This is a genomic window from Cupriavidus sp. 22TCCZM01-5 (assembly GCF_057798915.1).
Genome location: NZ_JBYOJR010000010.1, coordinates 49,230 through 65,893 on the forward strand (window position 1 = coordinate 49,230; position 16,664 = coordinate 65,893).

16 protein-coding genes, 1 tRNA gene, 2 pseudogenes and 2 riboswitches are annotated in these 16,664 nt (G+C 66.5%); of the genes and pseudogenes, 10 read left to right on the plus strand and 9 right to left on the minus strand.

The features are described 5' to 3' along the window. Nucleotides 1–54 precede the first annotated feature (54 nt). Together gcvT and AC3FNH_RS12135 are read right to left on the minus strand one after the other, a co-directional pair. Nucleotides 55–1,182, minus strand: coding sequence for a glycine cleavage system aminomethyltransferase GcvT (gene gcvT / locus AC3FNH_RS12130; RefSeq protein WP_488720213.1), 1,128 nt, complete (start codon nucleotides 1,180–1,182; stop codon nucleotides 55–57). Between the two features lie 97 nt (nucleotides 1,183–1,279). Further along, nucleotides 1,280–1,413: riboswitch (glycine riboswitch) on the minus strand. Between the two features lie 21 nt (nucleotides 1,414–1,434). Further along, nucleotides 1,435–1,523: riboswitch (glycine riboswitch) on the minus strand. Nucleotides 1,524–1,585: 62 nt separating this feature from the next. Then, on the minus strand, nucleotides 1,586–1,822 hold the full coding sequence (locus AC3FNH_RS12135; RefSeq protein ID WP_276098907.1) for a YMGG-like glycine zipper-containing protein: 237 nt from the start codon (nucleotides 1,820–1,822) through the stop codon (nucleotides 1,586–1,588). Between the two features lie 270 nt (nucleotides 1,823–2,092). Between AC3FNH_RS12135 and AC3FNH_RS12140 the strand changes: the two genes are divergently transcribed. Next, nucleotides 2,093–4,189 (plus strand): UvrD-helicase domain-containing protein, encoded by a 2,097-nt coding sequence (locus AC3FNH_RS12140; RefSeq protein ID WP_276098906.1) that lies wholly within the window; start codon nucleotides 2,093–2,095, stop codon nucleotides 4,187–4,189. Between the two features lie 300 nt (nucleotides 4,190–4,489). On the opposite strand, the gene AC3FNH_RS12145 is transcribed toward AC3FNH_RS12140, so the two are convergent. Continuing rightward, entirely contained in the window at nucleotides 4,490–5,632 is a 1,143-nt protein-coding gene (locus tag AC3FNH_RS12145) for an ABC transporter substrate-binding protein (RefSeq protein ID WP_276098905.1), read from the minus strand. Between the two features lie 210 nt (nucleotides 5,633–5,842). Here AC3FNH_RS12145 and hemN point away from each other — a divergent pair, with 210 nt between their 5' ends. Next, nucleotides 5,843–7,312: an oxygen-independent coproporphyrinogen III oxidase gene (gene hemN / locus AC3FNH_RS12150; protein WP_488720214.1), complete on the plus strand. Its 1,470-nt coding sequence runs from the start codon at nucleotides 5,843–5,845 to the stop codon at nucleotides 7,310–7,312. A gap of 94 nt (nucleotides 7,313–7,406) precedes the next feature. On the opposite strand, the gene AC3FNH_RS12155 is transcribed toward hemN, so the two are convergent. Continuing rightward, nucleotides 7,407–8,282: a c-type cytochrome gene (locus AC3FNH_RS12155; RefSeq protein ID WP_276098903.1), complete on the minus strand. Its 876-nt coding sequence runs from the start codon at nucleotides 8,280–8,282 to the stop codon at nucleotides 7,407–7,409. Nucleotides 8,283–8,630: 348 nt separating this feature from the next. On the opposite strand from AC3FNH_RS12155, the gene AC3FNH_RS12160 reads away from it, so the two are divergent. Both AC3FNH_RS12160 and AC3FNH_RS12165 read left to right on the plus strand, forming a co-directional pair. After that, nucleotides 8,631–8,706 (plus strand) — tRNA-Arg (locus AC3FNH_RS12160). 271 nt (nucleotides 8,707–8,977) lie between these two features. Beyond that, entirely contained in the window at nucleotides 8,978–9,208 is a 231-nt protein-coding gene (locus AC3FNH_RS12165; protein WP_276098902.1) for a hypothetical protein, read from the plus strand. Between the two features lie 145 nt (nucleotides 9,209–9,353). Here AC3FNH_RS12165 and AC3FNH_RS12170 read toward each other — a convergent pair. Beyond that, nucleotides 9,354–9,588 (minus strand): annotated as a pseudogene (locus AC3FNH_RS12170) (YMGG-like glycine zipper-containing protein). A 9-nt stretch (nucleotides 9,589–9,597) separates the two neighbouring features. Then, nucleotides 9,598–9,981, minus strand: coding sequence for a hypothetical protein (locus AC3FNH_RS12175; protein ID WP_488720215.1), 384 nt, complete (start codon nucleotides 9,979–9,981; stop codon nucleotides 9,598–9,600). Nucleotides 9,982–10,499: 518 nt separating this feature from the next. Between AC3FNH_RS12175 and AC3FNH_RS12180 the strand changes: the two genes are divergently transcribed. Together AC3FNH_RS12180 and arfB are read left to right on the plus strand one after the other, a co-directional pair. Beyond that, complete coding sequence (locus tag AC3FNH_RS12180) at nucleotides 10,500–11,888, plus strand: FAD-binding oxidoreductase (protein WP_276098899.1); 1,389 nt, start codon at nucleotides 10,500–10,502, stop codon at nucleotides 11,886–11,888. 38 nt (nucleotides 11,889–11,926) lie between these two features. Then, nucleotides 11,927–12,331, plus strand: a complete 405-nt coding sequence (arfB, locus tag AC3FNH_RS12185; protein WP_276098898.1) for an alternative ribosome rescue aminoacyl-tRNA hydrolase ArfB — start codon at nucleotides 11,927–11,929, stop codon at nucleotides 12,329–12,331. Nucleotides 12,332–12,449: 118 nt separating this feature from the next. Here the strand turns inward: arfB and htpX are convergent, their stop codons facing one another. The 3 genes and pseudogenes from htpX to AC3FNH_RS12200 form a co-directional block, all read right to left on the minus strand. Further along, entirely contained in the window at nucleotides 12,450–13,328 is an 879-nt protein-coding gene (gene htpX, locus AC3FNH_RS12190; protein ID WP_488720216.1) for a protease HtpX, read from the minus strand. 113 nt (nucleotides 13,329–13,441) lie between these two features. Continuing rightward, a complete protein-coding gene (locus AC3FNH_RS12195; protein ID WP_488720217.1) occupies nucleotides 13,442–13,801 on the minus strand; it encodes a hypothetical protein in 360 nt (119 codons plus the stop codon). Nucleotides 13,802–13,977: 176 nt separating this feature from the next. Continuing rightward, a pseudogene (locus AC3FNH_RS12200) lies at nucleotides 13,978–14,307 on the minus strand (spermine/spermidine synthase domain-containing protein); the annotation flags it as partial. Between the two features lie 48 nt (nucleotides 14,308–14,355). Between AC3FNH_RS12200 and AC3FNH_RS12205 the strand changes: the two are divergent. The 4 genes from AC3FNH_RS12205 to AC3FNH_RS12220 all read left to right on the plus strand — a co-directional run bounded on the left by AC3FNH_RS12205 (nucleotide 14,356) and on the right by AC3FNH_RS12220 (nucleotide 16,605). Further along, nucleotides 14,356–14,541 carry an S-adenosylmethionine decarboxylase family protein gene (locus AC3FNH_RS12205; RefSeq protein ID WP_488720218.1) on the plus strand — a complete coding sequence of 62 codons (186 nt, stop codon included), beginning with the start codon at nucleotides 14,356–14,358 and terminating at the stop codon, nucleotides 14,539–14,541. Between the two features lie 72 nt (nucleotides 14,542–14,613). After that, the gene (locus AC3FNH_RS12210) at nucleotides 14,614–15,060 is read left to right on the plus strand and encodes a Cd(II)/Pb(II)-responsive transcriptional regulator (protein ID WP_488720219.1); all 447 of its coding nucleotides are present in this window, start codon (nucleotides 14,614–14,616) and stop codon (nucleotides 15,058–15,060) included. A gap of 509 nt (nucleotides 15,061–15,569) precedes the next feature. After that, nucleotides 15,570–15,989 (plus strand): nucleoside diphosphate kinase regulator, encoded by a 420-nt coding sequence (gene rnk / locus AC3FNH_RS12215; RefSeq protein ID WP_488720220.1) that lies wholly within the window; start codon nucleotides 15,570–15,572, stop codon nucleotides 15,987–15,989. A 265-nt stretch (nucleotides 15,990–16,254) separates the two neighbouring features. Beyond that, the gene (locus AC3FNH_RS12220) at nucleotides 16,255–16,605 is read left to right on the plus strand and encodes a hypothetical protein (RefSeq protein ID WP_488720221.1); all 351 of its coding nucleotides are present in this window, start codon (nucleotides 16,255–16,257) and stop codon (nucleotides 16,603–16,605) included. Nucleotides 16,606–16,664 lie beyond the last annotated feature (59 nt).

Below are 16,664 nucleotides of genomic sequence, written 5' to 3' on the forward strand. Positions count from 1 at the left end.
TGGATGGTGCAGGCGCGACGGGCGACCGTTGTGGTGGGCCGGGGCGTTGCCGCCTCAGCTCACGAGTGCCTTGCCATTACGCACAAACGGCAGTTTAACCACAGTCGCCGCGAGTTTGCGGTCGCGGATCTCCACCTGGACGGTATCGCCGACCGCCACGCCCATCGGCAGGCGTGCGAAAGCGATCGACTGCGACAGGGACGGACTGAAGGTGCCGCTGGTGATTTCGCCGTCACCGGCCGCGGTGATGACCTTCTGGTGGGCGCGCAGCACGCCGCCCTTGTCGCGCAGGATCAGGCCCAGGAACTGCTGGCGCTGGCCGGCGGCGGCGAGTGCCGCCTTGCCGGTGAAATCGCGCTCGCTCTGCAGGTCCACGGTCCAGGCCAGGCCCGCGTCCAGCGGCGAGACGTTGATGTCCATGTCCTGGCCATACAGGTTCATGCCGGCTTCCAGGCGCAGCGTGTCGCGCGCGCCGAGCCCGGCCGGGCGCACGCCCGCGGCATCGAGCTTTTCCCAGACAGCGGCAACGCTCTCGGCGGGCACGACCAGTTCGAAGCCGTCTTCACCTGTGTAGCCGGTACGCGCGACCATGATCTCGCCGATAGCAGGATCCTGCACCACGACGGCGTTGAAGGGCTTGAGGGCGTCGGAAGGCTGAGTGGACGGGAAGGCGCTCCACACCTTGGCGCGGGCATTCGGGCCCTGCACGGCAACGATGGCCAGCGGCAGCACGCCAGCCGGGGCCACGTCATCGCGGCGCGGGGTGATGGTCACGCCGCTGCCGGTGGCGTCATTGCGCGCGCCGATCCATTCGATATCGCCGAGCGCCGTGCTGGCATTGACGACCAGGCGGAAGCGGTCCTCGGCGAAGAAATATACGATCAGGTCGTCGATCACGCCGCCTTTCTCGTCGAGCATGCACGAGTACAGCGCCTTGCCCGGGGTCTGCAGCTTGTCGACGTTGTTGGCCAGCAGGCCGCGCAGGAACGCGCGGGTATTCGGGCCCGCCAGGTCGACCACGCACATGTGCGACACATCGAACATGCCGGCGTCGCCGCGCACCGCGTTGTGTTCTTCGATCTGGGAGCCGTAGTTGACTGGCATGTCCCAGCCGCCGAAATCGACCATGCGGGCGCCGAGAGCGCGGTGGATGGCGTTGAGGGGCGTGGCCTGGAGCGTCATGGGAATCCTCGGGGGCAATCTCGGTTGCGAAAACGAAAAAAGGGTCATCCGCCGCAACGCTTGCTTCGCCCGAATGGCGTCGCAATCCGCTGCGGCGGATGACCCCTCTGTCCTCGATACCTGAGAGATTACGAGGCGGCTCTGCCTGATGGCAGGCCCGGTCCTCGCGCGCCCCTTCGGTGGGCACGCTCGCCATCTTAATGGCGGGTGCCGCTCTCCAGAGTGCGGCATGCATCGTGTGCATGTTGCATGCCGATCCGAACGGTCCGTGGTGCCTGAGAGTTTTCGGGTGATACCCCTTCGGCGGCGCAATACTGTGCGCGCTCTCCCGGTCGGATGCGCGCAATGTACGGGAGGGCCCTGCCTTTGTCAACGCGGCAGGCCCGCCCGCTTTCGTCACCCCTTAGCGGTGATGGTGGTTGTCGTCCGTGACCACGTTGCCGACCACGCCGCCGAGCGCGGCGCCGCCGAGGGTACCGACCGCACTGCCGTTGGTCAGCACGGCGCCGCCCACGCCACCGGCGGCCGCACCGATTGCGGTATTACGTTGCTTTGGCGTCATATCGGAACAACCGCCCGCGAGGGCCGCTACTGCCACGCCTACCAGTGTCGCCTTGCCAAGGGCTCGTAGAGTTCTCATGATTGGCTCCGGAAGTGACTTCAAACAGGCCCGGGACGGATCGGAATCCCTCCCGCCTACTCATTAGAAACCGCGATGTGCCGCCGGTTTTGGGACTTACCAAGTGTTACCCCGGTAACATGCGCGCCAAGCAAATACCGGTTTCCGCTGACAGAACCGCCGCTGTCGCGCGTGTTAACATGGCCGGCTTCGCGCCGGCCGCCGACATGCTGCGGCATGTTGCGTACCAGGCGCCTCCGCCGCCCCGCCCACGTCAGACACATCCCACGCATGACCCACGGCCTGAATGCTGCCCAATCCGAAGCCGTCCGCTACCTGGACGGGCCCTGCCTCGTCCTTGCCGGCGCGGGTTCGGGCAAGACGCGCGTGATCACGCAGAAGATCGCGCACCTGATCGAAGACAAGGGCTTCGAGCCGCGCCACATCGCCGCCGTCACGTTTACGAACAAGGCGGCCAAGGAGATGCAGGAGCGCATCGGCAAGCTGATGGAGGGCAAGACCACGCGCGAGGGCAAGCGCCTGCCGCTCAGGCAGCTCACGGTGTGCACGTTCCACTCGCTGGGTGTGCAGATCCTGCGCCTGGAGGCCGAACACGTGGGCCTGAAGCCGCAGTTCTCGATCATGGATTCCGACGACTGCTTCGGCCTGATCCAGGAGCAGCTTGGCACCACCGACAAGAAGCTGATCCGCGGCGTGCAGAGCACCATCTCGCTGTGGAAGAACGGCATGGTCGATCCGGAAGCGGCCATCGCGCAGGCCGCCAATGCAGACGAGCACCAGGCCGCGCTGGTCTACCGCAACTACGTGGCCACGCTGAATGCCTACCAGGCGGTGGATTTCGATGACCTGATCCGCCTGCCGGCCGAACTCTTCGCGCGCAATGAAGCGGTGCAGCTCAAGTGGCAGAACCGCCTGCGCTACTTCCTGGTTGACGAATACCAGGACACCAACGCGTGCCAGTACCAGCTGCTGAAGCTGCTGGCGGGCGGGTCGCACCTGCGCGCGCCGGCGTTCACCGCCGTGGGCGATGACGACCAGGCCATCTACGGCTGGCGCGGCGCCACGCTGGACAACCTGCGCTTGCTCCAGACCGATTTCCCCGACCTCAAGGTCGTGAAGCTCGAACAGAATTACCGCTCGACCGTGCGCATCCTCGAAGCGGCCAATTCGGTCATCGCCAACAACCCGAAGCTGTTCGACAAGAAATTGTGGAGCGAGCACGGCATGGGCGACCCGATCGCCGTGCACCCGATGAACGACGAGGAGCACGAGGCCGAATCCGTGGTGTTTCGCCTGTCAGCGCACAAGTTCGAGCGCCGCGCGCAATTCCGCGACTACGCGATCCTGTATCGCGGCAATCATCAGGCGCGGCTGTTCGAGCAGATCCTGCGGCGCGAGCGCATTCCCTACGTGCTGTCGGGCGGCCAGAGCTTCTTCGACAAGGCGGAGATCAAGGACATCTGCGCCTACCTGCGGCTGATCGCCAACCCGGACGATGATCCCGCCTTCATCCGCGCGATCACCACGCCGCGCCGCGGCATCGGCAACACCACGCTGGAAGTGCTGGGCACGTTCGCGGGCCAGGCCAAGGTGTCATTGTTCGAGGCTGCCATGATGGGTGGCATCGAAGCGAAACTGCAGCCGCGCCAGCTCGAGCCGCTGCGCGTGTTCTGCGAATCGATGGTGCGCCTGGCCGATCGCGCGACCAAGGACCCGGCCAGCGTGGTGCTGGACGACATGATGGAAGGCATCCACTACGAAGCCTACCTGTATGACGCCTTCGACGAGCGCCAGGCCCAGTCGCGCTGGACCAACACGCTCGAGTTCCTTGACTGGCTCAAGCGCAAGGGCACGCGGCCCGAACCGGAGGGCGAGGGCGAAGCCACCGGTTTCGACAATACCGACGGCTTCGGCGACGAAGGCAAGAACCTGCTCGAACTGACCCAGACCGTGGCGCTGATGAGCATGCTGGAAGGGCGCGAGGAAGACCCCGACGCGGTGCGGCTGTCGACGCTGCACGCGTCCAAGGGCCTCGAATATCCGCATGTGTTCCTGGTTGGCGTGGAAGAGGGCATCCTGCCCCATTGCCGCGAGGACGAGGACATGGGTGACGAGAAGATCGAGGAAGAGCGGCGCCTGATGTACGTGGGTATCACGCGTGCCCAGCGCAGCCTGCATATCAGCTGGTGCAAGAAGCGCAAGCGCGCGCGGGAGACATATTCCTGCGAGCCTTCGCGCTTCATCGGCGAGATGAAGCTGGAAGAGGCGCCCGCGCCGAAGGATGAGACACCGGCAATGAGTCCCAAGGACCGGCTTGGCGCGCTGAAGGCTTTGCTCGGCAATGGTGGCAAGGCGGCGCAGGGGTGAGATTTGCGGGAGGCAATATTGCCGATACCAAGCGATATGAATGGGACATGGCCCACGTGCCGGCGCGGGCCTAATATTTTCCGGCGTTGGCGCGGAGCTGTCTTGTGCGGGCGTCGGGCGGTGACGCGGGAATAGGGAAGGGTTGGGGGTGTCGTGTGTTTCGCCGGCTACGCCGGCGAAACAGCGGCGCCTGCCAAGCACGACAACCCCACCATCACCCATCCCCGCACTCCGCTTATCGCCTTGATCTCAGGCGCGCACGCCCGTGTATCGGGCCTGATACAAAGGCGCCACAGGGACCTACCGCGCGCCTGAAGCGGCCAGCTGCACGTAGCGCGAGCCGCGCTGGCCCTGCGTGAAGTCGAGCGTGAAATCGCCCACGTCGATGCGTGCCTGCAGCGCGCGCCGCAGTTCCACCGTGCCGTTGCCGTGCCACCCGCCCAGGGCGCGCACCAGCCACGCCGCGCCGATGTATCCGGCGATGGTCGCAGGCGAGGGCGGTTCATCGAGGTATTGCTTCATGCGGGCCACATGCTCCTTGACCACGCGCAGCGTGGCGGCCTGCGGGCCGGGGGCGACCTGCGTCAGCACCATGCCGCCCGGGTAGCCTGCGCCGAGCACTTCGCGCGCGACCGCAGGGCTGACCGCGGACAACCCGACCAGGAATCCGTACCAGCCTTGCGCGGCCAGCGCGCGGCCCAGGCTCGCATAGGCGAGCGTATCGCCCGCTACGATCACGGCACCCGGCCGTTGCGCCGCGATGGTGCGCGCTGCGGCGTCCGGGCTGCCGCCCAGCGGCACCGCGCGCGTGCCCGTCGTGGATTCCAGCCGGGTCAGCCACGATGCACCGTTGCCGGACGCGGTGGCGGCGAACTCCGCCGAAACCGCCAGGGCCACGCGGGTCAGCCCATAGTCGCGCAACTGCTTCACCGCGGCGTCGAGCTCGGCCTGGTAGTCGGCCCGCGTGAACCAGACGTTGTCCGCGCTCAGGGCAAGGCCCGAGAGCGGCGCCACGATCTGCACGCCGCGCCGGTGCAGTTCGGGCGAGGCCGCCAGCGCGGGCAGCAACCGGTCGCCCGGACCGAACAGCAACTCGGCATGCTCGCTATCCACGAGCGACAGTGCCTGCGCGAGCGCCGCGCGCGGATCGGCATCGGCGTCGCGCACGACATGCGCGATCCGCACGGGCCCTCCCGTGGCGTTGGCCGCGTCGAACATGACCTTGGCGCCCGCCAGATAGTCGCGCGCCAGATCGGCCTGCGCGCCGCTGCGGTCGAGCAGGTGCCCGACCACGGCAGTGCGCCGGGCCGGTGACTGGGCCAGGACCGGCGGCGTGGCGGCCAGTCCGCCAAGCGCCAGCATCAGCTGGCGGCGTCGCGGGGAGTCTGGCAGCGCTTCGCCGCGCAGCGATGGGTACGGCAAACAGGGCAGGATTGAAGGCATGGGAACACGGTTGGCTGAGCGATCCGGGCGGTGGCTGCCGGAGATGCGGGGCGCAGCGTATCCGGCATCCGTGACAGAAATGTGACGCAGTCCCCCCGCTCACGAGGGGTGTGCGCAAGCATTGCGGCGGTGGTGCTTGACGCGGGTCAAGTCCCTGCACGCGTCGCGGAACTAGCATGGACCGTCAAACTCCCCGATAAGTCCGCCCCCATGAACACGTCATCCACGCCATCCGCGGCGCTCGACCGCCGCGCCTTGTCCGACTTCCGCGCGCTGGCAGGCCGAATCGACGGCAACGGTCCGCGTTATACGTCCTACCCCACGGCAGACCGCTTCCATGGCGGCTTCGACGAAGCCGCCTATCATGCTGCGCTGGCGGACTGCGGCGCGGCGGCGCCGGCGCCGTTGTCGCTGTACCTGCACATCCCGTTCTGCGAGAACATCTGCTACTACTGCGGCTGCAACAAGGTCATCACGCGTGACCATGGGCGCAGCGCCAAATACGTGAGCTACCTAGGGCGCGAAATGGCCCTTGCTGCGGCACACCTTGGCGGGCGCAGGCAGGTGTTGCAATCGCACTGGGGTGGTGGCACACCGACTTTCCTGAACCCGGCCGAGATGCGCCGCGTGATGGCTTCGCTGCACGAGCACTTCGACCTGCCGGCCGACGGCGAGCACTCGATCGAGATCGATCCGCGCCGCGTCGACCACGAACGCATGGCGTTGCTCGCCGAACTCGGCTTCAACCGTGTCAGCCTCGGCGTGCAGGATTTCGATCCCGAAGTCCAGCAGGCCATCCATCGCGTGCAGCCGTTCGAGGAAACCCGGGCGGTGGTCGATGCTTCGCGCGAACTGGGGTTCCGCTCGGTCAGCCTGGACCTGATCTACGGGCTGCCGCACCAGACCACGGCGCGCTTCAACGCGACGGTGGAGCGGGTACTGACGTTGCGGCCGGACCGGCTCTCGGTCTACAGCTACGCGCACCTGCCGCACGTCTTCAAGCCGCAGCGGCGCATCGATGAAAACGCCTTGCCGAGCGCGGGCGAGAAGCTCGACATTCTGGTCTCCACGATCGAGCGCCTGACCGCCGCCGGCTACGTCTATATCGGCATGGACCACTTCGCGCTGCCCGACGATGACCTCGCCGTGGCCCAGCGCGAGGGCCGGTTGCAGCGCAATTTCCAGGGCTACTCCACGCATGCCGGCTATGACCAGCTCGGCTTCGGCATTTCCGCGATCGGAGCCGTGGCGGGACGATACGTGCAGAACGCGCGCACGCTGGACGACTATTACGCTGCGCTCGACGACGGCCGGCTGCCGGTCATACGTGGCTTCGCGATGGAGCGCGACGATCATCTGCGCCGCGAGATCATCGGCGCGCTGATGTGCAACGGCGTGCTCGACATCGCGCAGATCGAGGCACGCCATGGCATCGATTTCGCGGACGTGTTCGCCGCGGAGCTCGGCGATCTCGACCGGCTCGGTGCCGATGGCCTGGTCCGCCGCGAGCCGGGCCGCATCGAGGTGACCATACTGGGCCGCCTGCTCGTGCGCCGCGTGGCCATGGTGTTCGACCGGTACCTGCGCGAAGATGCCGCGCGGCCGCCTGCCGCGCAGCCAGCCGCCAACGACGGTGCCGAGCCGGTGCGGTTCGTGCCGCGGTACTCGCGCGTGGTCTGAACCGGCGGCGCCATTCCTGGCGCACGGCGACAGGCGAAGAACCAAAAAAAAGCCCGCGAACCAGTCGCGGGCTTTTTTTACAGCGCAGCCGGTATTACTTGGCAGCGCTCGCCATGTAGTCGGCGGCGGCGAGCACGTCGGCGTCCGGGCCGGCATAACCGCCCTTCGGCGGCATCACGCCCTTGCCCTTCAGCGCGAAGTTGTGGACAGCGTCCATGCCTTCCTTCAGGCGTGGTGCCCAGGCGGCCTTGTCGCCGAACTTGGGAGCACCGGCAACGCCAGCAGCATGGCAGGCGGCGCAGACCTGGTCATAGACCTTCTTGCCCACATCGGCGGACGCCGCGGCAGGTGCAGCGGCCGGTGCCGGCGCAGCAGCAGCGGGCGCTGCCGGGGCGGCGGCTGCCGCAGGTGCGGCACCAGCGTCCGTTGCCGCGGTGGCGGCCGGAGCAGCGGCGGCCGGAGCCGGCGGCTCGGGGAACTTGGCGCCGCCGGCGTCAGCCATGTAGACCACGGCGCGGCCCAGTTCGTAGTCGGAATAGTCGTCCGGCGTGGTGCCCGCGCGGGCCTGCATGGCGCCCTTGCCGTTCAGGAGGGACTTCAGCAGGCCATCGAAGCCCTGGCCGATGCGGCCGGCCCAGTCGCCAGCGTTGCTGTACTTCGGCGCGCCCGCCGCACCCGTGGCGTGGCAGGCAGCGCAGACTTCCTTGTAGACCTGCTCGCCGGTCTTGAAGACGCGCGGCGCATTAGCGTCCTTGATCTCAAGCGCTGCGACCGGCTTGATGCGGTCATTGATGGCTTCGGCCGTGGTAATCGAACCGGCACCTTCCTTGGAACCATGGCCGACAAAATTGACCAGCAGGATGATCACGATGATCGGGACCAGGAACGCAGCGATCACCACCGCGATCAGCTGCTTTGGCGTCTTGATGGGAGACTCGTGTTCGTCGTGTTGGTGTTGGACGTCGCTCATACAGAACTCTCAGTTTTGCAGGAAACCTTCAGCCGCTCACGCTCGGCTTGATTTATGGGGCCCTAGAACGCCTGGGTCCTTCTGATTGCGTGGTTCAGTACTGTCCACCGTTTGCCAACGCGGTGCGGCTGCGTCTTGACGGAAATAGCTCGCGATTATAGCCCCAAAGGCCTCATGGCAGGGCCAAAAGAGACGGTTCCGAGACGTCCGGCGACGTCCCCGGATTCCCGCGCATGGACGCATGACCGCAAACGCGGTATCCTATGCGACTTCTCAGCGGCGGCACTCGCCCACCGCACGGTTGCACCCCGCGGCAGTGCCTGCCGCCAGTGCCAGACCACTTTCCGCGCGCCCGTAGCTCAATGGATAGAGTACTGCCCTCCGAAGGCAGGGGTTGCTGGTTCGATCCCAGCCGGGCGCGCCAAATCTCCATCACATTTCTTGCCGTTCCCGCTTTTCGCTTCCAGGGCCAGCACATTGCCAAGAGCGGCAGCGTGTCCGCGCCTTCTGCTAAGTCTTGCCCCGGCGAGGGGTGTCTTTGCGAGCACCTCTGCTGGAACATGCGAGTGTCGCGAGCTGACCCTCCCCGGCATTTCCCATGGCCCGCTCAATGCGGGCCTTCTTGTAGGACGAAGCCGGATACCCGGACGACTGGCATGCGCCAAGACTGGAAATGTTCCTAGGCGGAGACCACCATGGGTAGCAAGACTCCCCCCGTCGATCCGACGCACGACCGCAAGTCAGCCGGGTCGGAGGCCCATGATGATCAGGGCCTGGGCGAGCGGCGGGCTGAGACTGTGCGGAGCGACGACGCTCTGCTCGAGCGGATGCAGTGGGTCCGCGCCTCCAACCGCCGGGTCGTCGAGCGAAGCCAGCGCCTGGTGACTGAGAGCATCATCTTGCTGGCGAGGATTGGATTCCGCTGAGCAGGCGACGGCCAGGCATCCGTGCTTGAGCCTTCAAGGCACGGCCCGCGGACGCATGGCAGCGTCCCGGCACGATGTCCTCAGGCAGGGTATTACGCCGCGGCGACTGAAGGTGCCGTGGCTGCGCGCTTGACAGCTCCGGCAGTCAATACCGCTGCTGCTCGTTGCGTCCCTTGATATTGCCGGCCACACCGCCCGCCACCGCGCCGATGGCGGCACCCGTCCAGCCGCTGCCGCCTGCGATGGCGGCAATGCCGGCGCCGGCCGCCGGCACCGATGGCCGCCCCCGATACCGTACCTTGCTGCTGCGGCGTCATGCCCGTGCAAGCGGCAACACTGGCCACTGCCAGCGCCGCGCCGATCCACTGAAGTCGTTTCATGGCCTTGCCTTACTTCTTGTTCTGCAGTCCGGGCACCACCATCTCGAACCAGATGGTCTCGATCACCGGCCGCTGCAGACGGTCGGGGTGGGCGGCATACCAGCGGTCCAGGCCGTCGCGAACCGAATCCAGCGTATGGCCTTTCAACCCCCTGGCCAGGCGCGGCACGATGGTCTGCGAGTCGGGCGGGACATTGCCGGCATAGTAGGCGACGTCGACCTGCACGACGTTGGCGATGCCGACCAGGTAGGCCTTCTTCAACTGCTCCGTCGATTCGGTCCACTGCTTGCCGGTCACCAGCGGGACCTCGTCGGCACGGGCAATGCCCGATGCCATGACAAGCGCGGTGCACGCCACGGCGGTCCACGCATGCAGTTTCTGTCTTGTTGTCATTGCGCACTCCTGCACGGGCCGGGTTGCGCCGCGGCCCACTCAGCCTGTCTCCCGGTCAGCAGGTGCTGACTGGCGCGCTTTCATATTAGTCGCTATTCCAGTGACCGCTACGCCGCCGTTCGGGGGCTCACCGGAGACGCGGCCGCAAGACCCATCGTCAGCCAGCGCGGCACCCGCAACCACGTCACCATGGCATCGGCCCTGGGCTATGCCTGGCGCTGACCCGGGACGTGTCGCCGCTGTAACGGATTGTCCATCAGCACCGCGGATATCCTGCGTCACAATCGGCACCCTTTTGGCACCGTGTCGCGGATACCGGGAGACTTGCCAGGCATCACGGATGAAACACTTCGGCCCGATTCGAAGGAAGCACTAGCCCCTTTGAGTCGCAAGGCGTGTCCAGTCGGTGCGTTGCCGCACATGGCGCGCAATTTGCGAGACTGAAACCCCTGGACGGCTGCCATGGCCCCTGTCCACCACCGCATGGCGGCCCCGGGATGTCGATGCGGAGGATTGCCATGCCCGTGATTTCGAATGACTTGCTTGCGTCACTGCGCACGGCCGTGCGCGGCAAGGTGCTGTTGCCCGGTGAGGCCGACTACGATGCGTCGCGCGCGATCTGGAATGCCATGGTGGACAAGCGCCCCACACTGGTCGTGCGATGCACCGGGGTAGCCGACATCGCGGCGGCGGTAGCATTTGCGCGCGACAACGGCCTGCTGCTCGCGGTGCGCGGCGGTGGCCACAATATTGCCGGCAAGGCGCTGTGCGATGACGGCCTTGTCATCGACCTGTCGGCCATGCGCGCGGTCCATATTGACACGGGTTCACGGCGCGCCTGGGTGGAGCCTGGCGCGCTGCTGGCCGACTTCGACCACGAGGCCCAGGCTTGTGGGCTGGCGACGCCGCTGGGCATCAACTCGACCACGGGCGTGGCCGGCTTGACGCTTGGCGGCGGCTTCGGCTGGCTCACGCGCAAGTACGGCATGACGGTGGATAACCTGCTCTCGGCACAAGTCGTGACCGCCGATGGCCGGCGCCTTCACGCGAGCGAGCAGGAGCACTCCGACTTGTTCTGGGCCCTGCGCGGCGGCGGCGGCAACTTCGGCGTGGTGACGCTGTTCGAATTCCGGCTGCATGCTGTCGGGCCGCAGATCCTGGCCGGGCTGCTGGTGTTCCCGGCTGCGGAAGGCCGTGCGGTGCTCAGCCAGTACCGCATGTTCACCGAAACCATGCCGGAAGACTTGAATATCTGGGTCGTGTTGCGCAAGGCGCCGCCGCTGCCTTTCCTGCCGGCCGCCGTCCATGGCACGGACGTAGTGGTGCTGGCTGTGTTCTACGCGGGCGAGCCGGCGCAGGGCGAGCCGTTGCTGGCGCCATTGCGCGGCTTCGGCACGCTGCTGGGCGAGCATGTCGGCGCCATGCCCTATGTGGCCTGGCAGCAGGCGTTCGACCCGCTGCTGACGCCGGGCGCGCGCAACTACTGGAAATCGCACAACTTCACGCAACTGCCGGACGAGGCCATTGAGGCGATGATGGATTACTCCGGCCGCCTGCCTTCGCCACATTCTGAGATTTTCATCGGTCATGTCGGCGGGCGGGCCAACAGCGTCGCCGCGGATGCCACCGCCTACCACCACCGGGATGCACGCTTTGTCATGAACGTACATACGCGGTGGGAAAGTCCCGGCGAGGACGCAGCCTGCATAGCCTGGGCGCGCGACTTCTTCCGCGCCACGGAACCATATGCCACGGGAGGCGTGTACGTGAACTTCCTGACCGAGGATGAAGCGGGGCGCATCGGTGCGGCCTATGGCCCCAACTTCGAACGCTTGTCACGAATCAAGCAGAAGTACGACCCGGACAACCTGTTCCGCGTGAACCAGAACATCGCGCCCGCCGTTTAGAAGAATGTCCCGGGCATGCGCCTTGCTATGATGCGCGCATGTCCGGCGAACTCCTCATCCCTCACCACGAGTACGACATCACCGCCATCCGCGCGCAGGGCGCGGGCGGCCAGAACATCAACAAGGTGTCCAACGCGGTGCACCTGCGCTATGACGTGCATGCGTCTTCGCTCGCGCCGGACCATAAGGAGCGCCTGCTGCAACTGCATGACCACCGCATCACGCGTGATGGCGTGGTGGTCATCAAGGCGCAGCAGCACCGCAGCCTGGAGCTGAACCGCGACGATGCCATCCGGCGCCTGCATGAACTGGTTGCGAGCGTGGCGACCCCGCCGCGCTCGCGCCGCCCGACACGGCCTACGCTGGCTTCACGCAAGCGCCGCCTCGAGAGCAAGAACCAGCGCAGCCAGGTGAAAGCACTGCGCGGGCGCGTGACGGACTGAGCGCGGGCAGCCTGCTGCCTGCGGGCACCGTGGGGGCCGAGAGCGCATGATAGCTTGCTCCCTGACCGATGCCCGCGATGCCAGAGGCCCTGGACGGGTCGCAGCGATGGATCGGGCTTCAGCGTGCCGACTGCAGCGCCGCGATGCGCTGCTCGATCGGCGGATGGCTCGAGAACAGCGCCATCCACGATGTCCCTCCTGCTATGCCCATGGCCTGCATGTTCTGCGGCAGGCCATCCGGCTCCAGGCCGCCCAGGCGGCGCAGCGCGGCGACCATCGGCATCGGCGTGCCCATCAGGCCCGCGGCGCCCGCGTCGGCGCGGAATTCGCGGCGGCGAGAAAAGGCGGCGACGATGATGCTGGCCAGGATGCCGAAGACGATCTCGCAGACGATCACGGTGACCATGTAGCCGATGCCGGGCCCGCTCGACTCCTCATCGTTCTTGCGCAGCATCGAGTCGACGAAGTAGCCGACCACGCGCGCGAGGAAGATCACGAACGTGTTCACCACGCCCTGGATCAGCGTGAGCGTGACCATGTCGCCATTGGCCACGTGCGCCACTTCATGCGCGAGCACGGCCTCCACCTCGTCGTGCGACATCGTTTGCAGCAGGCCGGTGGAAACGGCCACCAGCGAGCTGTTCCGGGTCGCGCCGGTCGCAAACGCGTTGGGCTCGCCCTCGTAGATCGCCACTTCGGGCATCGGTAGCCCGGCCTTCTGCGTCAGCTTCTGCACGGTCTGCACCAGCCACAGTTCGGTGCTGGTGCCCGGGTGCGTGATGACCTGCGCGCCGGTGGACCACTTGGCGATGGTCTTGGACATCAGCAGCGAGATAAAGGCGCCGCCGAAGCCCATCAGCGCGGCAAAGGCGAGCAGCATGCCGAGGTTGAGACCGTTGGCGGTCAGGAAGCGGTTCACGCCAAGGACGCTGGCGGTGATGCTGAGGACAAGCATGACGGCGAGGTTGGTCGCCAGGAAAAGCAGGACGCGTTTCATGAGAGTGGAACAGGACAGCAGGATAGGCGCGGACGGGCCGCAGGCGCGCGCGGCGCCTCAACGGCACGGCACGCAGGAATGGTCATGCGCGGCGAATGCCGCGCAGGTGGGGATCAGCCGCGCGGAGGACGCGGCAGGAGAGGAAGGTCGGGGTCAGGCAGGGCAATCCCCACGTAGCGCGGTGGCCCGGATTGGGTGGGACCGGCGGCAACGCGGAACTCGGGCGAGGGCAGAAGCTGCTCCGCGAGATCGATGCCGGCCGGCGACGTTTCAGGCGCTTCGGCCGGATCGGTCGGTGAGGTGCTGCAGGGCGCCGCACTTTCCGTCGCCTTGCACTGTCCGGCCGAACGGCCGTCAGTCTGTTGCGCCGGGTTGGCCGCAGCACCCAATTCAGGCGCGACTGCGCCGGCCCATGCCTGGAACGGCAGGAAGGCCAGCATCAGAACCAGCAGGAGGAGCCGGATGGTGCGCACGCGACAGCAGCGACAGCAAAAAAAACGCAAAGGGGGATGGCGCGAATTCTACAGGATGGTGCCGGCGTCCGCGGTGACGTAATGAGCGCTAGCCTACGATGCGCGCGGCTGCGCGGGTGCCCCGTCAGGCGGCCTCTTCGAACACCGACAGGCCTGATCAAGGCGGTGCTGTCCGCCGCATCGAGGAACCGCATCGGCATGTCGTTGAACCCGCATTCGCCAAACGATGGCACGTAGGCGTGGTAGGGCCAGGTATGCAGGCCCGCCTCGCGCAGGGTTGCATCGATGCCCCAGTACGAGCGCGGCGCGTAGTACGGCGAGGTGGACTGCACCACGGCTTAACCCTTCTCCGTGAGGTGCCGCGACAGCAGCCGGTACATCTGTACCGAGTACAGCTTGCCGAGCCCGAAGTTGGGCGGGGCGGGCAGGTCGACGATGATGGCATCGAACACCTCGGCACGCTGCTCCATCCATTGCGCGGCATCGGCGTTGACCACCCTCACGCGCGCGATGCGCGCTTCCAGCACTTCGGGCCAGGGCTTGGCGTGACGGGCGTGCTGCTGCTCAAGGAGTCGCACATCAGCATCCATACGTGGCCCGAATATGGCTTCGCGGCTGTGGATATCTTCATGTGCGGCACGGCCAGGCCCGAACTGGCCGCCCGGCATATCCGCGAAGCGCTTGCGCTGCGCTCGATGACACTGCGGGACGAGGCACGCGGCATGAACGGCTGCCGCTGACGCCGCTTCGGCAGATCAGTGTCTTCTGCGCTAGACTAGCAAAACCCCGTAGTCACTACAGAGATCGTACCCATGCGAATCGGCGAACTCTCCCGGCACAGCGGTTGCGACGTCGAAACCATCCGCTACTACGAACGCGAAGGCGTGCTCGACGCCCCGCAGCGCGAGGACAACGGCTACCGCCGCTACGGCGACATGCACCTCACGCAGCTGAACTTCGTGCGGCACTGCCGTTCGCTCGGCATGAGCCTGTCGGACGTCCGCCGGTTGCGCGATTTCGAGCGCAACCCGTCGCAGGACTGTGACGATGTCAACGCCTTGCTGGACCGCCAGATCGAGCAGATCCACGCGCAGCGCATGGCACTCGAAGCGCTGGAGAGCCAGCTGCGGGCCTTGCGCGAGACCTGCCACCACCAGCACCAGGCCGCCAGCGAATGCGGCATCCTGCAGAACCTGCAGCAGGCCGCTGCCGGCGCGCCATGCGAATGCCATGCGCCGGCCACCGGCCAGGCTGGCTGAAGGCGGCGCTCACGGCGCATGCCGCCTGCCTGTGCTACGATGGGTGTTCCCGTCGCTGCACCAGACCGGTGCGGGCACGAAGCCAGAATTGCCGGACATGTGTCTGGTTTTCCTTTCCAGATCCTAGCTCTTGTTATCTGCGTGACCGCCATAACAGCCCGCCACTCGCTGCCCGCCGTACCTGCCCGCCCTGCGCGGCAGGACCGCGCACGCACCGGCGCCGCAGCCCTGGCAACGCGCATGACGCCCCGCCGCCGGGTCAGCGCTCCGCCTGATCCCGCCCGGTTCCCAGCCTGATTGTCCCCACCACGGGCCCGGGCCGAACCGGGCCCGAGCCCCAAGCCTGCGTTCTGACACCGATGCGCTTTGCAAGCGCCGTGTGACCCGGCAACGCCGGCCTTGATTCGCTGTTTTTCCCTGATGTTCCCGCATGGGGCCGTCGGCAATGCCGTCCGGTTGCCGTGCCGGGTCCAACCTGACCGCCACCGACATCTGACGGAGGATTAGCCATGACGGCCACCAACCCGACCGCAACGACCCTCTACCTGACCGAGCTCGACGTCACGCGACTGGAGCGTATTGCCAGCCGCCCCGGCGCCGGCCCGATGGCCGATATGCTCGACGCGCTGCTCGCGCGCGCGGCGATCGTCGCGCCGCGGGATATCCCGACCGACGTGGTCACCATGAACTCCCGCCTGCTGTGCGCACTGCAAGGCGACGCCGCGCCGCGCCAGTGGACGCTGGTCTACCCGGATGAAGCCGATTTCGAGGCCGGCCGGCTGTCGGTGCTGTCGCCGGTGGGCCAGGCGCTGCTGGGCGCGCGTGCCGGCCAGACGGTGAGCTACCGCATGCCCGATGGCCGCGAACAGCACGTCATCATCAGTGAAATCGCGTTCCAGCCCGAGGCCAGCGGCCAGTACACACTTTGAGCAGGTGAAACGGGCAGCGCACGCCATACGCGTGCGGGCCCGCTGCCTCGCGCCATGGCATAGGCATACGGCGATCCACACGCACCGTTCGTCAGCAAGTCCGTCGTTTCACGACTAGCAACTCACCATTCGTCGCAGCGTCATTTCCGATGACGTACCCAGTGACTAAGCTTCAGTCCGTGCTCGCATCGCGACAAAGATTGCGTAGCGGCAAGGAGTTAGCCGGTCACATAAAGAAAGACGAAATCAGTTGAAGGAGTCCGAAATGATCGCCAAACGCATTCTTGGCGGCGCGTTCGTGGTAGCGGCCCTGGCCGCATCGGCCGCGTCGATCGCTGCCCCTGCTGCGACCAGCAAGGCAGGCAAGTTCGATGTTTATGCCGACGCACTGCGTGCCGGCAAGTTCGACCCGTATGTGGACGGCACCAAGCAAGGCAAGTACGACGTCTACACCGACGGCGCGCGCAAGGTTTACGACCCTTATACGGACGGCGCGCGCATGGAACGCTTCAACCCTTATACGGATGGTGCGGCCGTATTTAGTGGCGAGCTCTCCGCGAGCTCGACCGACAACTCGCGCACGGGCGACGGCACGCTCTACGGGTATCGCGTCTGACGCGCTTTCACAGGGTTCTTTTCGGACCTGATGCGGCCACCCTGGGTGGCCGCAAGTTT